Origin of the sequence: Actinomycetospora straminea (assembly GCF_028737255.1) — a bacterium.
GTDB classification, from domain to species: domain Bacteria; phylum Actinomycetota; class Actinomycetes; order Mycobacteriales; family Pseudonocardiaceae; genus Actinomycetospora; species Actinomycetospora straminea.
In genome coordinates, this window is the sequence record NZ_JAQZAN010000006.1 from 1 (window position 1) to 16,135 (window position 16,135).

Sequence of the window (16,135 nt, forward strand, 5' to 3'; positions counted from 1 at the left end):
GGACAAACACACCAAACATTCAGCACACTGTTGAGTTCTCAAAGGACAACCACACGCGCCTCGCCACGACCGATTCGGTCGAGTTCATCGCGGTGATCCCACCCTACACGATCCACCGTGGTGGACCCGCCGGTAGGGCGACCTCCTAGCTTAGTTGTCCGCAGGACCCGGGGGCAACCCCGTTCTTGCGATGACCAGAACTCTACACACGCCCGAAACCCGCCCTGCACCGGGGGGTCGATCTCCGCGTCGTTGCTGGTCACACCTGGTTCCCGCCCCGGACGGGGCCGAAACCGCCCGTCAGGACCCCACGAGCTCCACGCCGGCGGTGTTGCGCTTGCCCCGCCGGACGACGAGCCAGCGGCCGTGGAGCAGGTCACCGTCGGCCGGCTCCCAGTCCTCGGTCTCGATCTTCGTGTTGTTCACGTAGGCGCCGCCCTCGGCGACGGTGCGCCGCGCCGCGCCCCGGCTGGCGGACAGGCCGCTGCCCACGAGCAGGTCGACGATCGTCGGCTTCTCCGACCGCGTGGCGGTGAACGACGGGATCTCCGCGACGGCCGCCGCGAGCGTCGACGCGTCCAGCGCGGCCAGCTCCCCCCGCCCGAACAGCGCCCGGCTGGCCGCCTCGGCCCGCTCGACCTCGTCCTCGCCGTGCACGAGCGCCGTCACCGACCGGGCCAGCGCCCGCTGCGCCTCGCGCGCCTGCGGCTTCTCCTCGGTGTGGCGCTCGAGCTCGGTGATCTCGTCGTGGGAGAGCCAGGTGAACGCGCGCAGGTAGGTGCCCACCATCGCGTCCTCGGCCTGGATCCAGAACTGGTAGAAGGCGTACGGGCTGGTCAGCTCGCGGTCGAGCCAGACGGTGCCGCTCTCGGTCTTGCCGAACTTGGTGCCGTCGGCCTTCGTGACGAGCGGCGTCCCGAGCGCGTGCAGCGACCGTCCCTCGACGCGGTGGACGAGGTCCGTGCCGGCGGTGAGGTTGCCCCACTGGTCGCTCCCGCCGGTCTGCAACGTGCAGCCGTAGCGGCGGAAGAGCTCGAGGAAGTCGTAGGACTGGAGCAGCTGGTAGGAGAACTCGGCGTAGCTGATGCCCTCCTCGGACTCCATACGCCGGCTCACGGCCTCCTTGGCGAGCATCCGCCCGACCCGGAAGTGCTTGCCGACGTCGCGCAGGAAGTCGAGCGCCGAGAGGCCCTCGGTCCAGTCCAGGTTGTTCACCAGCAGCGCGGCGTTCGGCGTCCCGGACGAGAAGTCGAGGAACGGGCGCAGCTGGGCGCCGAGCTTGTCCACCCAGCCGACGACGACGTCGCGGTCGTTGAGCGTGCGCTCCGACGTCGGCTTCGGGTCGCCGATGAGCCCCGTCGCCCCGCCGACCAGCGCGATCGGGCGGTGGCCCGCCTGCTGGAAGCGGGCGAGCGTGAGCCACTGCAGCAGGTGCCCGATGTGCGCGCTGGGCGCGGTGGGGTCGATCCCGGAATAGAGCGTGACCATCCCCGCGTCGAGGTCCCGGCGCAGCGCGTCGAGGTCGGTGCTCTGGGCGATGAGGCCCCGCCAGGCGAGGTCGTCGAGGATGTGCGGTCCGGTCACGCGTCCAGTCTGCCGAACCCCGTCACCAGTCCGGTCCCTCGGCCCGGGCTCGGCCCGCCTTGTACGGCGTCACGGCCCGGGAGCCGGCGACCCAGAACCGCCACGGCCGCTCCTGACCCGCGGCGACGCCGACCCGCGGGCCGGTGCGGACGTCGTCGTCACCGACCGGCTCCCCCGCCAGCAGCCGCACCGGCGACGACGGGGACAGGACGTCGACGCCGTTGGCCTTCCGGTCGAGCCCGAGCAGCGTGCACAGCCGCGCGGGGCCCCGGGCGAGCTCGGCGTCGCGGCCCCGGGCCGTCGGGCGGCGGGCGTGGGCCGCGCCGGCGTCGGAGAGCACCTCCCCCGCCCGCAGCAGCACCGCACCCGCGACGCCGTCGCGCAGGCAGACGACGTTCGCGCAGAAGTGCATGCCGTAGACGAAGTAGACGTACAGGTGACCCGCCGGGCCCCACATCACCGCGTTGCGGGCGGTCTTCCCGCGGTAGCAGTGCGAGCCGGGGTCGTCGGCGCCGCGGTAGGCCTCCACCTCCACGAGCCGGACGCGGACCTCGCCCTGTGGCGTGTCCGCGGCGATCTCGCAGCCGAGCAGCCGGCGCGCCGCGGGGAGGACGTCGTCGGACAGCGCCGACCGGTCGAGCAGCATCGGCCGCGATCCTGCCCCAGGCGACCCACCGTCACCGCGCGAGGTAGTCGACCGCGCGCACCGGCTCCGCCTCGTCGTACCCGACGGGCAGGTGGACGCGCCCGGCCGTGGTCCGGAAGTAGACCTCCCAGGCGTGGAAGGCCAGGTAGGCGCGCTCGTCGTCCTGCATCACCGCGGCGTAGGCGCGGACGGCGCGGACGTAGCGCTCGTCGTCGTTGTAGCGCTCCAGGGCCCGATCGAGGCCGTCCGCGGTGGCGCCGCCGTTGGCGCGCAGGTAGTTGGCCGCGCCGAGGATCGCGTCGTGCGGGTCGGTGACGTCGCCGCCGAGCCCGTAGCTCGCCCACGTCGCGGGCATGAACTGCATGGGCCCCCGCGCGCCGGCCTCGGAGTGCGAGGCGATGCGGCCCATGCGGCTCTCGACGAGGTTCACCGCCGCAAGCACCGTCCACGGCACCCCGAAGCGCTCCTGGGCCTCGGCGTAGTGCGCCCGCAGGCGCTCGGGCGGCAGCGGCGCGGCGATGCGCCAGGCCGGGAGCATCTCGCCGGGCCCGCGCTTCGCCATCGCGAGGAGGTCGCGCCCGGCGCCGACGATGCGCCCGGTGGCCTCGGCGGTCTCCGGCGACAGGGCCGCGAGCACGGGCGGGAGCCGCTCGGGGTGGAAGGCGAGCTCCTCGTACGCCACCTGGGCCGTGCGCCCCGCGGCCGCCACGTCCTGGGGCGAGCGGGTGGGGTCGGCGACGGTGCGCCGGGCCTCCTCGAGCACGGCGGCCAGGGCGGCGGGCTCGGTGGGGACGCTCGGGCCGTGGGGGCCGATCGGGTCGGACGACGAGATCGACGACGGGGGCGACGACGCCGGCGACGGGGTGGCGGGCGTGCTCGCGGCGGGCGACGGGGGGCCGCTCGCACACCCGCCCAGGGCCGTCAGCACGGCGGCGAGCAGCGCGACGACCCCCACCCACGCACGGCCCCCGCCCACGGGATCCAGCCTAGGCGTCGGGAGATCCCCGAGCTGATCTGCCGGGTGATCCACGTACCGATACGGACGTCCGATGTCAGCGACGCCACTTCGCTGACACGAGCGTCAGCGGCGCTCGATCGGGCGGCCGGCCCAGGCGTGGGCCTCGATCGCGGCGGCGAAGACGCGGTCGAGCTGCTCGGAGACCCGCTTCGGGGCCGTGCCGCCGTGGGCGTCGCGCGAGGCGATCGAGCCGGCGACGGTGAGCACCGCGCGGACGTCCGGGGTCAGCGCCGGGTCGCACGCGGCGAGCTCGTCGTCGGTGAGCTCGTCGAGCCCGACGCCGCGTTCCTCGGCCGCCCGCACGCACGCCCCCGCCGCGGCGTGGGCCCGCCGGAACGGGACGCCCTCCCGCACCAGCCACTCGGCGAGGTCGGTGGCGAGCGTGAAGCCGGCCGGGGCGAGCTCGGCGAGGCGGTCGGTGTGGAAGGTCAGCGTCCTGATCATGCCGGCCATCGCCGGGAGCACCATCGCGAGCTGGGCCGCCGAGTCGAACAGCGGCTCCTTGTCCTCCTGCAGGTCGCGGTTGTACGCGAGCGGGAGGGCCTTGAGCGTCGTCATCAGCCCGGCGAGGTTCCCGACGAGCCGCCCCGCCTTGCCGCGCGCGAGCTCCGCGACGTCCGGGTTCTTCTTCTGCGGCATGATCGACGACCCGGTCGACCAGGCGTCGGCGAGCGTCACGTATCCGAACTCCGCGGTCGCCCAGAGGATGACCTCCTCGGCGATCCGCGAGAGGTCCACCGCGATCTGGGCCAGCACGTACGCGCCCTCGGCGGCGAGGTCGCGCGACGCCGTGCCGTCGATGGAGTTGTCGACGGCGTCGACGAAGCCCAGGTCGCGGGCCACGGCGGCCGGGTCGAGGCCCAGCGAGGTGCCGGCGAGCGCCCCCGACCCGTAGGGCGAGTACGCCAGCCGCCGGTCGAGGTCGCGGCACCGGCCGACGTCGCGCAGCAGGGCCTGGGCGTGCGCCCCGAGGTGGTGGGCCAGCAGCACCGGCTGGGCGTGCTGCAGGTGCGTGCGCCCCGGCATGGCGGCGTCCGGGTGGGCGCGGGCCTGGATGAGCAGCGCGTCGACCACGCCCGCCACGCCCCGCACGACGTCGCGCAGCTCGTCGCGCAGCCACATCCGCAGCTGCGTGGCGATCTGGTCGTTGCGCGAGCGCCCGGCGCGCAGGCGCCCGCCGACGTCCTCGCCCGCCCGCTCGATGAGGCCGCGCTCGAGGGCGGTGTGCACGTCCTCGTCGTCCTCGGCGGGCTGGAACGCGCCGGACTCGACGTCGTCGGCGAGCCGGCGCAGCCCGTCGAGCATGGCCTCGAGCTGGGTGTCGGTGAGCAGCCCCGCGCCGTGGAGGACCCGCGCGTGGGCCCGGGACCCGGCGATGTCGTACGGCGCGAGCACCCAGTCGAACTGGGTCGACTTCGACAGCGCCGCCATCACCGCGTCCGGGCCCGAGGCGAACCGCCCGCCCCAGAGGGCCGAGCCTTCCGGCATTACTTCAGGTCCCGCTTGGCCGCGATCTTCGACGGGAGACCCCAGAGCTGCACGAAGCCCTTGGCCAGCGACTGGTCGAACAGGTCGCCCTCGTCGTAGGTGGCGAGGTTGAAGTCGTAGAGCGACTGCGCGCTGCGCCGGCCCGTCGGGACCGCGCGCCCGCCGTGCAGCGTCATCCGGACCTCGCCGGTGACGTGCTCCTGGGTGGTGTCGACGAAGGCGTCGAGGCTGCGGCGCAGCGGCGAGAACCACAGGCCGTCGTAGACCAGCTCGCCCCAGCGCTGCTCGACCTGGCGCTTGAACCGCGCCTGCTCCCGCTCGACGGTGACGTTCTCGAGCTCCTGGTGCGCGGTGATCAGCGCGATCGCGCCCGGCGCCTCGTAGACCTCGCGGCTCTTGATGCCGACCAGGCGGTCCTCGACCATGTCGAGCCGCCCGATGCCCTGCGCGCCCGCGCGCTGGTTGAGCTGCTCGATGGCCTGCAGCACCGAGACCTTCTGACCGTCGATGGTCACCGGCACGCCGGCCTCGAAGCCGACGACGACCTCGTCGGCGTCACGCGGCTCGGCGGGGTTCGCGGTGTAGGAGTAGACGTCCTCGATGGGCCCGTTCCAGATGTCCTCGAGGAAGCCGGTCTCGACCGCGCGGCCCCAGACGTTCTGGTCGATCGAGTAGGGCGAGCGCTTGCTGACGTCGATGGGCAGCGAGCGCTCCTCGGCCCACTGGATCGCCTTCTCGCGGGTCCAGGCGAAGTCGCGGACCGGGGCGATGACGTCGAGGTCCGGGGCCAGCGCGCCGACGCCGACCTCGAAGCGGACCTGGTCGTTGCCCTTGCCGGTGCACCCGTGGGCGACGGTCGAGGCCCCGTGGGCGCGGGCCGCCTCGGCGAGGTGCTTGACGATCAGCGGCCGCGACAGCGCCGAGACCAGCGGGTAGCGGTCCATGTAGAGCGCGTTGGCGCGCAGCGCCGGGAGGCAGTACTCCTCGGCGAACTCGTCGCGCGCGTCGGCGACCGCGGCCTCGACCGCGCCGCAGTCCAGGGCCCGCTTGCGGATGACCTCGAGGTCCTCCCCGCCCTGGCCCACGTCGACGGCGACCGCGACGACCTCGCGGCCGGTCTCCTCGGCGATCCAGCCGATGGCGACCGAGGTGTCGAGGCCCCCGGAGTACGCCAGCACGATGCGCTCGCTCACTGCTGTCCTTCTTCCGTCTCGTTCTCGTGTGCGGAGGACGACCGCGCCGTCGTCCTGGTGCCCAGGGCCCGCAGGCGGGCTGCGAGCCCGGCCCCGTCGAGGGGCTCGCGGGCGACGACGAGCACCGTGTCGTCGCCGGCGATGGTGCCGACCACCTCGGCCAGCGACGCCCGGTCCAGGGCGCTGGCGAGGTAGTGCGCGCCCCCGGGCGGGGTGCGCAGGACCGCGAGGTTGCCGGAGTGGTCGGCGGAGACCAGCAGCTCGGCGAGCAGCCGGGACAGTCTGTCGGTGCCGCCGGTGATGCCGCGCACCGGGCTCCCGTCGTCGGGGACGACGTAGCGCCCGACGCCGCCGTCGGCGCCGCGCAGCTTCACCGCGCCCAGCTCGTCGAGGTCGCGCGAGAGCGTCGCCTGCGTGACCTCGACGCCCTCCGACGCGAGCAGCGCGGCCAGCTCGGCCTGGCTGTGCACCTCGCGCTCGGTGAGCAGCGCGACGACCCGGGCCTGGCGGGAGGCCCGGCTCGTCACACCCTTCGCGGTCTCGGTCACGAGTGCTCCAGCAGCCACGTGAGCACCGCCTTCTGGGCGTGCAGGCGGTTCTCCGCCTCGTCCCAGACCGCCGACGCCGGGCCGTCGATCACGCCGGCGGTGATCTCCTCGCCGCGGTGGGCGGGCAGGCAGTGCAGCACGGTGACGTCGGACGCCGCCCGCGCGACCGCCTCCTCGTCGAGGCGGAACGGTTCGAGGGTGGCGCGGTCGCGGCCGTCGGACTCCTGGCCCATCGAGGTCCAGGTGTCGGTGACGAGCACGTCCGCGTCCGCGGCGGCCGCGGCGGGGTCGTCGGTGACGACGACCGAGCCGCCGGTCTCCGCGGCCCGCGCCCGGGCGTCCTCGACGACCGACGGGTCGGGCGTGAAGCCCGCCGGCGCGCCGACCCGCACGTGCATCCCGGCGGTCACCCCGCCGAGCAGCAACGAGTGGGCCATGTTGTTGGCGCCGTCGCCGAGGTAGGCGAGCACCTGGCCGGCGGTGCGGCCGCGGCGCTCGACGACGGTCTGCAGGTCGGCGAGGACCTGGCAGGGGTGGAAGCCGTCGGTCAGCGCGTTGACCACCGGGACGGTCGCGTGCGCGGCCATCTCCTGGATGCGCTCCTCGGCGCCCGTGCGCCAGACGATGGCGTCGACGTAGCGCGAGAGCACCCGCGCGGTGTCGGCGATCGTCTCGCCGCGACCGAGCTGGGCGGCCTGGCCGTCGATCATGACCGGGGTGCCGCCGAGCGCGGCGATGCCGACCTCGAACGACACCCGCGTGCGGGTCGAGGCCTTGTCGAACACGACCGCCACCGCCCGCGGCCCGTCCAGCGGGCGGAAGCGGAACGGGTCGGCCTTCATCGTGGCCGCCAGCTCGAGCACCTCGGCCTGCTCGGCCGGGGTGAGGTCGTCGTCGCGCAGGAGGTGGCGGACGCGCGTCTCGGTGCTGGTCACGAGCCCGCCGCCTCGGCGGCCGCGACGCCCTGGTCGAGGATCTCGGGCAGCGCGGTGAGGAAGCCGTCGACCTGCTCGTCGGTCACCACGACCGGCGGGGCGAGCCGGACGCGCTCCGGGACGGCGTTGTTGATGAGGTAGCCGGCCTCGCGGCCCGCGGCGGCGACCTGGGTGGAGACGGGCTCGTTCAACGCGATCCCGATGAGGATGCCGACGGCGTCGACGTGGTCCACGGCGCCGTGGCCCAGGCCCTCGACCCGGGTCGCGACGTCCCGGCCCAGGGCGGTGGCGCGGTCGAGGAGCCCCTCGGACGCGATGGTGTCGAGGACCGCCAGCGCGGCCGCGCAGCACACGGGGTTCCCGCCGAACGTCGTGCCGTGCTGGCCGGGGCCGAGCAGGTCGCCGGCCGCCCCCACGCCGATGCAGGCGCCGATCGGCAGCCCGCCGCCCAGGCCCTTGGCCAGGGTGACGACGTCCGGCACGACGTCGGTGCGCTGGTGGGCGAACCACCGCCCGGTGCGCCCGACCCCGGTCTGGACCTCGTCGAGCACCAGCAGGGCGCCGCGCGCCGTGGTGATGTCGCGGGCGGCGCGCAGGTAGCCGTCGGCCGGGACGATGACGCCGGCCTCGCCCTGCATCGGCTCGAGGAACACCGCGGCCGTGTCGTCGTCGACGGCCGCGCGCAGCGCCTCGACGTCGCCGTAGGGCACGAACTCCACGCCGGGCACGAGCGGCTCGAACGGCGTGCGCTTGGCCGGCTGCCCGGTCAGCGAGAGCGCGCCCATGGTCCGGCCGTGGAACGCGTTCTCCGCCGCCACGACCTTCTGCCGCCCGGTCCGCCGAGTGATCTTGAACGCGGTCTCGTTCGCCTCGGCGCCGGAGTTGCAGAACAGCACCCGGCCCGGGTGGCCGAGGAGGTCCAGCAGGCGCTCGGCGAGCTCGACGGTGAGCGGGTTGATCACGAGGTTGGAGGTGTGCCCGAGGGTCGCGACCTGCCGCGAGACCGCCTCGACCACGGCCGGGTGGGCGTGGCCGAGCAGGTTGACCGCGATGCCGCCGAGCAGGTCGAGGTACTCGCGCCCGTCCGCGTCCCACACCCGCGCGCCCTCGCCGCGCACGAGGCTGATCGGCGGGGTGCCGTAGTTGTCCATCAGCGAGGCGCTCCAGCGGCGGCGGAGGTCCTCACCCGAGATCGTCGTGGTCATCCGTCACGCCTCCTTCCCGTCGGCCGGCACGACCATCGTCCCGACACCGGCACTCGTGAACACCTCGAGCAGCACGGAGTGCGCCACCCGGCCGTCGATGACGTGCGCCCGCGGCACGCCGCCCTGCACGGCCCGCAGGCAGGCCTCCATCTTCGGGATCATGCCGCTGGCCAGCGTCGGCAGGAGCGCGGCGAGCTCGACGTCGTCGATCGTCGAGCGCAGGCTCGAGCGGTCCGGCCAGTCGGTGTAGAGCCCCTCGACGTCGGTGAGGACGACGAGCTTGCGGGCGCCGAGCGCCTCGGCCAGCGCGGCCGCGGCGGTGTCGGCGTTGACGTTGTGCACGACGCCGTCGACGTCGGGGGCGACGGTCGAGACGACGGGGATGCGCCCGCCGGCGACGAGGTCGAGCACGGCGGCCGGGTTGACCTCGACGACGTCGCCGACGAGGCCGACGTCGACCTGCTCGCCGTCGACGGTCGCGGTGCGCCGCGCGGCGGTGAAGAGGCGAGCGTCCTCGCCGGAGAGGCCGACGGCGTAGGGGCCGTGGGCGTTGATCAGGCCGACGAGCTCGCGGCCGACCTGCCCGACGAGCACCATCCGGACGACGTCCATCGTCTCGGGCGTCGTGACCCGCAGGCCGCCGCGGAACTCGCCCTCCATGCCGAGCCGGCCGAGCATGCTCGTGATCTGGGGGCCGCCGCCGTGGACGACGACCGGGCGGATGCCGGCGAGGCGCAGGAAGACCATGTCCTCGGCGAACGCGCGGCGCAACGCGTCGTCGGTCATCGCGTTGCCGCCGTACTTGACGACGACGACCGCGCCCTGGAAGCGCTGCAGCCAGGGCAGGGCCTCGGCCAGGACGCCGGCCTTGGCGGCGGCCTCGTGGTAGCGGTCGGGCACGTCGGCGGGGACGGGGATGCTCGTGAGCGCCTGATCGATGTCGGTCATGTGGAGTACGCGCTGTTCTCCTCGACGTACGCGTGCGAGAGGTCCGTCGTCAGCACCGTGGCCTGCCCGTCGCCGAGCCCGAGGTCGACCTCGACGGTGACCTCGGGCCCCGAGAGGTCGGCCTTGGACCGGTCGCCCACCGCCGTGGCCGCCTCGCAGAGCAGCACGCCGTTGACGGTGACCGACAGGGTCCCGGGCTCGACCGTCGCCTCGCTCGCCCCGACCGCGGCGGCGATCCGGCCCCAGTTCGGGTCGGAGCCGAACAGCGCGGTCTTCACCAGGCTGTCGCGGGCGATCGCGCGGGCGCCGACCAGCGCGTCGTGGTCGTCGCGGGCGCCGGTGACGGTGACCGCGATCCGCTTGGTGACGCCCTCGGCGTCGGCCTGCAGGCCGCGCGCCAGGTCGGCGCACACCTCGGTGACGACCTCGGTGAACGCGTCGGCGTCCGCCTCGACCCCCGAGGCGCCGGAGGCGAGCAGCAGCACCGTGTCGTTGGTGCTGGTGGAGCCGTCGATGTCGAGGCGGTCGAAGGTCCGGGCGGTGGCGTCGCGCAGGGCGGCGTCGGCGGTGCCGGCGTCCACGACCGCGTCCGTCGTCACCACGACCAGCATCGTCGCCAGGCTCGGGGCCATCATCCCGGCGCCCTTGGCGAAGCCGCCGACCGTCCAGCCGTGGCGGCTCGCGGCGGCCTGCTTGTCGACGGTGTCGGTGGTGAGCACCGCGGTGGCGGCGCGCGTGCCCGCCTCCTCTCCGTCGGCGAGCTCACCCGCGGCCGCGTCCACCCCGGCCAGCAGCTTCTCGAGCGGCAGGCGCTCGCCGATGAGGCCGGTGGAGCAGACGGCGACCTCGATGGCGCCGCAGCCCAGGACCTCGGCGACGTGCTCGGCGGTGCGGTGGGTGTCGCCGAACCCGTCGGGCCCGGTGCAGGCGTTGGCGCCGCCGGCGTTGAGGACGACGGCGCGCAGGTCGTGCTCCTGGAGCACCTGCTGCGACCACAGCACGGGCGCGGCCTTGACCTGGTTGCGCGTGAACACGCCGGCCGCGACCTGCTGGGGGCCGTCGTTGACGACGAGGGCGAGGTCGGGGCGCTCTCCGTGGGCGCGCAGGCCGGCGCGGACGCCGGCGGCCCGGAAGCCCTGGGGCGCGGTGACGCTCACGGGTGCAGTCCCGTCGTCGGGAGACCGAGGGTCTCGTCGAGGCCGAGGGCGAGGTTGACCGACTGGAACGCGCCGCCGGCGGTGCCCTTGGTGAGGTTGTCGATGACGGCGGTGACGACCAGCCGGCCGGCGTCGGGGTCGACGGCGACCTGGATCTGCACGCTGTTCGACCCCACGACCGACTTGGTCTGCGGCTGCACGCCGGCCGGGAGCAGGTGCACGAACGGCTCGGGGTCGTAGGCCTTGGCGTAGGCCTCGCGGGCCTGCTCCTCGGTGATCCCGTCGTCGGCCAGCGGGGCGCTCGCGACGGCGAGGATACCGCGCGGCATGGGCGCGAGGACCGGCGTGAACGACACGCGCACGGGCTGCGGGCTCACCGTGGCGAGGTTCTGGGTGATCTCCGGGGTGTGCCGGTGCCCGCCGCCGACGCCGTACGCGGTGGCCGAGCCCATGACCTCGGCGCCGAGCAGGTGCGGCTTCGCGGCCTTGCCCGCGCCGGAGGTCCCGGAGAACGCCACGATGCTGACCTCGGGCGCCACCAGCCCGGCGGCGACGGCCGGGAAGGCGGCCAGGGTGCTCGCCGTCGGGTAGCAGCCGGGGACGGCGATGCGTCGGGCGTCCCGGAGGGCCTCGCGGGCGCCGGGCAGCTCGGGCAGCCCGTAGGGCCACGCCCCGGCGTGCTCGCCGCCGTACCAGCGCTGCCAGGCGGCCGTGTCGGTGAGCCGGTGGTCGGCGCCGCAGTCGACGACGAGCACGTCGTCCGGCAGCTGGGCCGCGAGCTCGGCCGAGCGCCCGTGGGGCAGGGCGAGGAACACGACGTCGTGCCCCGCGAGCTGCTCGGGCGTGGTCTCGGCGATCACGCGATCGGCGAGCGAGGGCAGGTGGGGCTGGTGGGCGCCCAGGGCGGTGCCTGCGGACTCCCCCGCCGTCACCGCCCCGATCTCGACCTCGGGGTGGCCCAGGGCGAGCCGCAGCACCTCACCCCCGACGTACCCGCTGGCTCCGGCGACCGCGACGCGCATACGCATCACTATGCATGTTCACGGAAACCCATGCAACGCGGGGTCGGGTGGGCCCGGTTACTGGCTCGTATCGCTCGGTGGGCGAGCGATACGAGCCAGTAACCGCCGTCAGTTCGTGTCGCGCAGGGAGTGCCGGGGCTTCGTGGTCGACGGGTAGGGCGCGCGGGGGCCAGCGTCGACGCCGGTGCCGGCGCTGCCGCGGGGCGCCGACGGGAACGACGGGTGCGGCTCGCGGAACGCGCCCGACGGCTCCCCGAACGCCAGCGACGGGGTGGGCTCGCGGAAGGGGTCCGACGGCAGGGGCTCGCTGAACGGCTCGCTGAACGGCACGCTGAACGGCTCGCCGAACGGCAGCGACGGGTGCGGCTCGCGGATGCTCTCGAAGCTGCCCGACCGCGTCATCTGCATCGCGGGGATGCCCTGGGAGTCGGTGGCGCTGCCGGTCGGGACGCGGGTCCCGGACGGGGGCGTCGGCGGCACGAACGGCGCGGACGGGACCGACGGCATGCGCCGCGGGCCTGTCACCGACGGGTCGGCGCCCCAGGTCGGCACCACCGGCGTGGCCCCGGTGGGCAGGTCCTCGGCCCCCTCGCCGCGAGTGGCCGGGGCGGGGTCAGGGGCGGCGTCCGGAGCGGCGTCCGCCACGCGCGGCGCCACCGTCGGCGGAGCGTCGGTGTCGGGCAGGGGGGCGGCGTCGCGGCGGCCGACGGCGACGAGGTCGCGGCCGAGGAGCCCGGAGACGACCCAGTCCAGGGCGATGCGCACGGTCCGGTCGGCCGTCGGCACGGCCCACAGGTGGTAGGCGCGGTGCAGCGCGAACGCGGGCCACCCGGTCACGCGCAGCGGGCCGATCTGGGCCGCACCGCGCCGGCGGCCCAGACCGGCCACGGCGCCGGCGTTCTGGTGGCGGTAGCCGCGCAGCAGCCGGCCGGCGAGGAAGGCGTCGACGTTGCGCGCGAGCAGCCGGGCCTGGCGCACGGCGTGCTGGGCGGTCGGGGCGGTGGTCACCGGCTCGCCGTCGCGCGGAACGGGCACGGTCACGTCGGGCACCGCGGCGCAGTCGCCGGCGGTGAAGACGTGGGCGCGGTCGCGGACCTGCAGCGTCGTCGCGCAGCGCACGCGGCCGCGCGGGTCGAGGGGCAGGTCGGTGCGCTCGAGCAGCGGGTTCGGCACGGAGCCGGCGGCGACGACGATGGTGTCGGTGGCGAAGGTCGGCCCGCCGGCGAGCACGACGCGCCCGCCCTCGGCCGACGTGATCTTCGCGCCGACCCGGACCTCGATGCCGCGGCGCAGCAGCTGGGCGTGCACGCGGGCGGCGAGCGCCGGGCTGACCTCGGGCATGATCCGCCCGGCGGCCTCGAGGAGCACCCACTGGATCTCCTCGGCGATGTGCCCGGGCTGGTGCTTCGCGGCGCGGCGCGTCATGTCCTCGAGCTCGCCGAGCACCTCGAGGCCCGCGAAGCCGCCGCCGATCACCGTGAAGGTCAGCAGGCGCCGGCGCTCGGCCGGATCGGTCGTGGACGACGCGGCGTCGAGGCGCGAGAGGACGTGGTCGCGCAGCGCGAGCGCGTCGGTGACCGACCGGAACGGCAGCGCCCGCTCGTCGAGACCCGGGATCGGCAGGCGCCGCGGCGACGTGCCGGGGGCGACGACGAGGACGTCGTAGCCGATCTCGCGGGTGCCGCCGTCGGGCAGGCTCACCACGGCGCGGCGGGAGGCGTCGTCGATCGCGGCGACCGAGCCCGTGATGACGTCGCAGCGGCGCAGGACCCGCCGCAGCGGCACGGTGAGGTGGCGCGGCTCGATGGCGCCGGCGGCGGCCTCGGGCAGGAACGGCTGGTAGGTCATGTGCGCCTGCGGGTCGACGACCGTGATGCCGGCGATGGCGGTCGACGCGTCGCCCGGGCCGAGGTGGCGCCCACCGCGCGTCCCGCCCGGCAGGCGCGCCTGCAGCGCCCGCGCGGCGACGAGACCGGCGTAGCCGCCGCCGACGACGAGCACCCGCGCACCCTCGGCGGCCGCCGCGGCGCTGCGGACGCGCAGCCGCACGAGGAACACCACCGCCACGGCGCACAGGAACCCGCCGAGCGCCGCGGCGCCCCACGCGGGCAGGGCGCCGAACACCCAGAACAGCGCGACGACGACCGGCCCGATGACCAGCAGCACGCCGCGCCCGACCACGAAGTCCGCGGTCGACCAGGTGCCGCCGGCCTCCTCGGCCTCCTCGGACGGGGCCGGGTGCGACGATTCCTGCGGCTCACCGGGCGCGCTGGACATGCGTGAGGGCTCCTCGCGGTACGGGGTCGAGGGGTGCCGGCCCGGGCGAGGGGGGAGCCCCCGGGTCACGACCAGGTCACGGTACGGAGACGGACGACCACGCGGGGCGGAGCTGAGAACGCGGCGCGCCGCCGACCGTCGATCACCCCCTACCGCGCGGTCACCGGTCAGGTGATCGCCCGAACGGGTCAGTGATCGACCGCCGGGCTCTCAGGTCCGCGACGAACGGTCCTCAGGGAAGGCGGGCGTGCGCCCTGGCGACGGCGGCGTCGGTGCGGGTGTCCAGGGCCGTGAACGGCGTGACCTCCAGGCGACCGCGCGGCGCCGTCCACGTCCCCACGACCCGCCCGCGCTGGACGATCGTCGGGCGGAACACCCCGTTGCCGCCGGGGACGATCCGGTCGAACTCGTCGGGGGCGAGCACGTGGCCGCGGTCGGCGTAGCCGAGCACGAACTCGTCGAAGCCGGGCAGCAGGTGCACCCCGAGCGCGGCGCGCCGGTGCGCGGCGAGGCGGTCGGGGACCGCCGGGTCGAGCAGGTGCTCGGTGCCGTCGACGTCCATCGACGCCAGCTCGCGACGGGCGAGCGCGATGCCGGTGTCGACGTCGGCCATCGGGATGCCGGTCCAGCGGGCGAAGTCGGTGCGCGTGGCGGGGCCGTGCGAGCGGAAGTACCGCCGCGCCCACTCCCCCAGCGCCTCGTCGCGCTCGAGCACCCGCGGCGACGGGATCCAGCGCGCGACGTCGACGATCACCGGCTCGCCGTCGCGCAGCGGGCCGAAGCACAGGACGCCGGTGGACGCCAGCTCGGCGAGCAGGTGGTAGCCGCGGCCCTTGACCGGGTCGAGTCCCCCGGCCTCCCACGCGGCGAAGAGCTCCGCGCGCGTGGCGGGGACGGCGGCGAGGGCGAGCTCGCGGGCACGGTCGAGGTCGGCGTCGACCAGGCCCAGCTCGCCGCGCCGGCGTGCCGCCTGGACCCGCGGGCGCGGGGTGCCGAGCGGGAGCATCCAGCCGAGGTCCTCGGCCGGCACGAGGTGCAGCGTCCCGCGCATCGGCCAGCTGCGGACGACCGCCTCGGTGTCGCACGCCGCCGTCACCGCGTCCCGGGAGCGCGACGCCGTGCGCAGCGCCAGCGAGGTCAGCGCGCCCGGGAGCTCCTGGGCCTGCACCGCCCCGAGGTGACGGACGATCGCGGCGACGTCGTCCGTGCGCGGCGCCACGAGCCCCAGCGCGACCAGCCGCAGCAGCCCGACCTCGGAGACCCTCACGCGCCGAGATGCTGCCGGAACCACGCCACGGCGTGGGCGTCGACCTCCGCGGCGTGCGGCGTCTGCGGCGCGGGCGCGAGGCCCGGCTCCTCGGCCAGCGCGTGGCCCATGCCGTCGACCACCACCACGTCGGCGGGCCCGGCGGTCGCGCCCGCGAGGTCCCGGGCCGGCGCGAGGAACGCGCCGGCGTCGTCCTCGGACCCGACGACCAGACGCACCGGCGTCGCGCCCAGCTCCGCGGCGCGCGCCGGGTAGTCCATGCGCGCGGCGACCGCGTCCGACTCCGGCGTCCACGCGTAGTCCACCCCGAAGAGCGTGCCCAGCACCGACACGACCGGCCGCAACTGCACCATCGGGCTCACCGCGACGAGCGCGGCGACGTCCGCGCGGCGCGTCGCCACCTCGAGGGCGACACCGGCGCCGGCCGAGCCGCCGAAGAGCCCGAGGGGACCGGTGAGGCCGCGCTCGCGCAGCGCGGCCAGCACACCGTCGAACTCGTCGGCGGCCTGCGCGTTGACCGGCCCGTGCAGGAGCATGACCGCGTCCTCGTAGCCGCGGCGCATGACCTCGTCCATCCCGCCCTCGGGCAGCCGCGCGCCCGTCATCGGCAGGCCGAGGTAGACCTTCCACGCGTCGAGCCCGGCGAGCGGCAGCGCGGCGGCGAACGCGGCCTCGCTGCGCGGCGCGTCCATGAGGTGCCAGCCGACGAGCACCGGCGCGTCGATCCGCCCGCTCTCGGGCGGCTCCAGCAGGAAGGGCACCCCGGCGACGGTCCCGACCTCGGCGTTCGTGGCGATCACGGCGACTCCTCCCACGGCGAGCTGTACGGTGTACAGCTTACTGGACG

Annotated in this window: 14 protein-coding genes; all 14 read right to left on the minus strand. The window is 75.4% G+C overall.

The window, feature by feature from the left end; translation table 11 throughout:
• Positions 1-300: 300 nt before the first annotated feature.
• A complete protein-coding gene (gene tyrS, locus PH190_RS10200) occupies positions 301-1,584 on the minus strand; it encodes a tyrosine--tRNA ligase (RefSeq protein ID WP_274231397.1) in 1,284 nt (427 codons plus the stop codon).
• Between the two features lie 22 nt (positions 1,585-1,606).
• Positions 1,607-2,230, minus strand: coding sequence for a DNA-3-methyladenine glycosylase (locus PH190_RS10205; protein ID WP_274231398.1), 624 nt, complete (start codon positions 2,228-2,230; stop codon positions 1,607-1,609).
• 31 nt (positions 2,231-2,261) lie between these two features.
• On the minus strand, positions 2,262-3,206 hold the full coding sequence (locus PH190_RS10210; RefSeq protein WP_274231399.1) for a lytic transglycosylase domain-containing protein: 945 nt from the start codon (positions 3,204-3,206) through the stop codon (positions 2,262-2,264).
• Between the two features lie 105 nt (positions 3,207-3,311).
• Positions 3,312-4,736, minus strand: a complete 1,425-nt coding sequence (gene argH / locus PH190_RS10215; RefSeq protein ID WP_274231400.1) for an argininosuccinate lyase — start codon at positions 4,734-4,736, stop codon at positions 3,312-3,314.
• Positions 4,736-5,929: an argininosuccinate synthase gene (locus PH190_RS10220; protein WP_274231401.1), complete on the minus strand. Its 1,194-nt coding sequence runs from the start codon at positions 5,927-5,929 to the stop codon at positions 4,736-4,738. The genes argH and PH190_RS10220 overlap by 1 nt, the downstream gene beginning before the upstream one ends.
• Positions 5,926-6,477, minus strand: coding sequence for an arginine repressor (locus PH190_RS10225; protein WP_274231402.1), 552 nt, complete (start codon positions 6,475-6,477; stop codon positions 5,926-5,928). The genes PH190_RS10220 and PH190_RS10225 overlap by 4 nt, the downstream gene beginning before the upstream one ends.
• On the minus strand, positions 6,474-7,412 hold the full coding sequence (gene argF, locus PH190_RS10230) for an ornithine carbamoyltransferase (RefSeq protein ID WP_274231403.1): 939 nt from the start codon (positions 7,410-7,412) through the stop codon (positions 6,474-6,476). Before argF ends, PH190_RS10225 begins: the two co-directional genes overlap by 4 nt.
• Positions 7,409-8,617 (minus strand): acetylornithine transaminase, encoded by a 1,209-nt coding sequence (locus PH190_RS10235; RefSeq protein WP_274231404.1) that lies wholly within the window; start codon positions 8,615-8,617, stop codon positions 7,409-7,411. Before PH190_RS10235 ends, argF begins: the two co-directional genes overlap by 4 nt.
• Before the next feature lie 3 nt (positions 8,618-8,620).
• Positions 8,621-9,565, minus strand: coding sequence for an acetylglutamate kinase (gene argB, locus PH190_RS10240; protein WP_274231405.1), 945 nt, complete (start codon positions 9,563-9,565; stop codon positions 8,621-8,623).
• Positions 9,562-10,722, minus strand: a complete 1,161-nt coding sequence (gene argJ / locus PH190_RS10245) for a bifunctional glutamate N-acetyltransferase/amino-acid acetyltransferase ArgJ (protein ID WP_274231406.1) — start codon at positions 10,720-10,722, stop codon at positions 9,562-9,564. The genes argB and argJ overlap by 4 nt, the downstream gene beginning before the upstream one ends.
• Positions 10,719-11,750 carry an N-acetyl-gamma-glutamyl-phosphate reductase gene (argC, locus tag PH190_RS10250; RefSeq protein WP_274231407.1) on the minus strand — a complete coding sequence of 344 codons (1,032 nt, stop codon included), beginning with the start codon at positions 11,748-11,750 and terminating at the stop codon, positions 10,719-10,721. The genes argJ and argC overlap by 4 nt, the downstream gene beginning before the upstream one ends.
• Positions 11,751-11,852: 102 nt before the next feature.
• Positions 11,853-14,021 carry an NAD(P)/FAD-dependent oxidoreductase gene (locus tag PH190_RS10255; RefSeq protein WP_274231408.1) on the minus strand — a complete coding sequence of 723 codons (2,169 nt, stop codon included), beginning with the start codon at positions 14,019-14,021 and terminating at the stop codon, positions 11,853-11,855.
• A 232-nt stretch (positions 14,022-14,253) separates the two neighbouring features.
• Positions 14,254-15,288, minus strand: a complete 1,035-nt coding sequence (locus PH190_RS10260) for a winged helix DNA-binding domain-containing protein (protein WP_274231409.1) — start codon at positions 15,286-15,288, stop codon at positions 14,254-14,256.
• Positions 15,285-16,088, minus strand: coding sequence for an alpha/beta hydrolase family protein (locus PH190_RS10265; protein WP_274231410.1), 804 nt, complete (start codon positions 16,086-16,088; stop codon positions 15,285-15,287). The genes PH190_RS10260 and PH190_RS10265 overlap by 4 nt, the downstream gene beginning before the upstream one ends.
• Positions 16,089-16,135 lie beyond the last annotated feature (47 nt).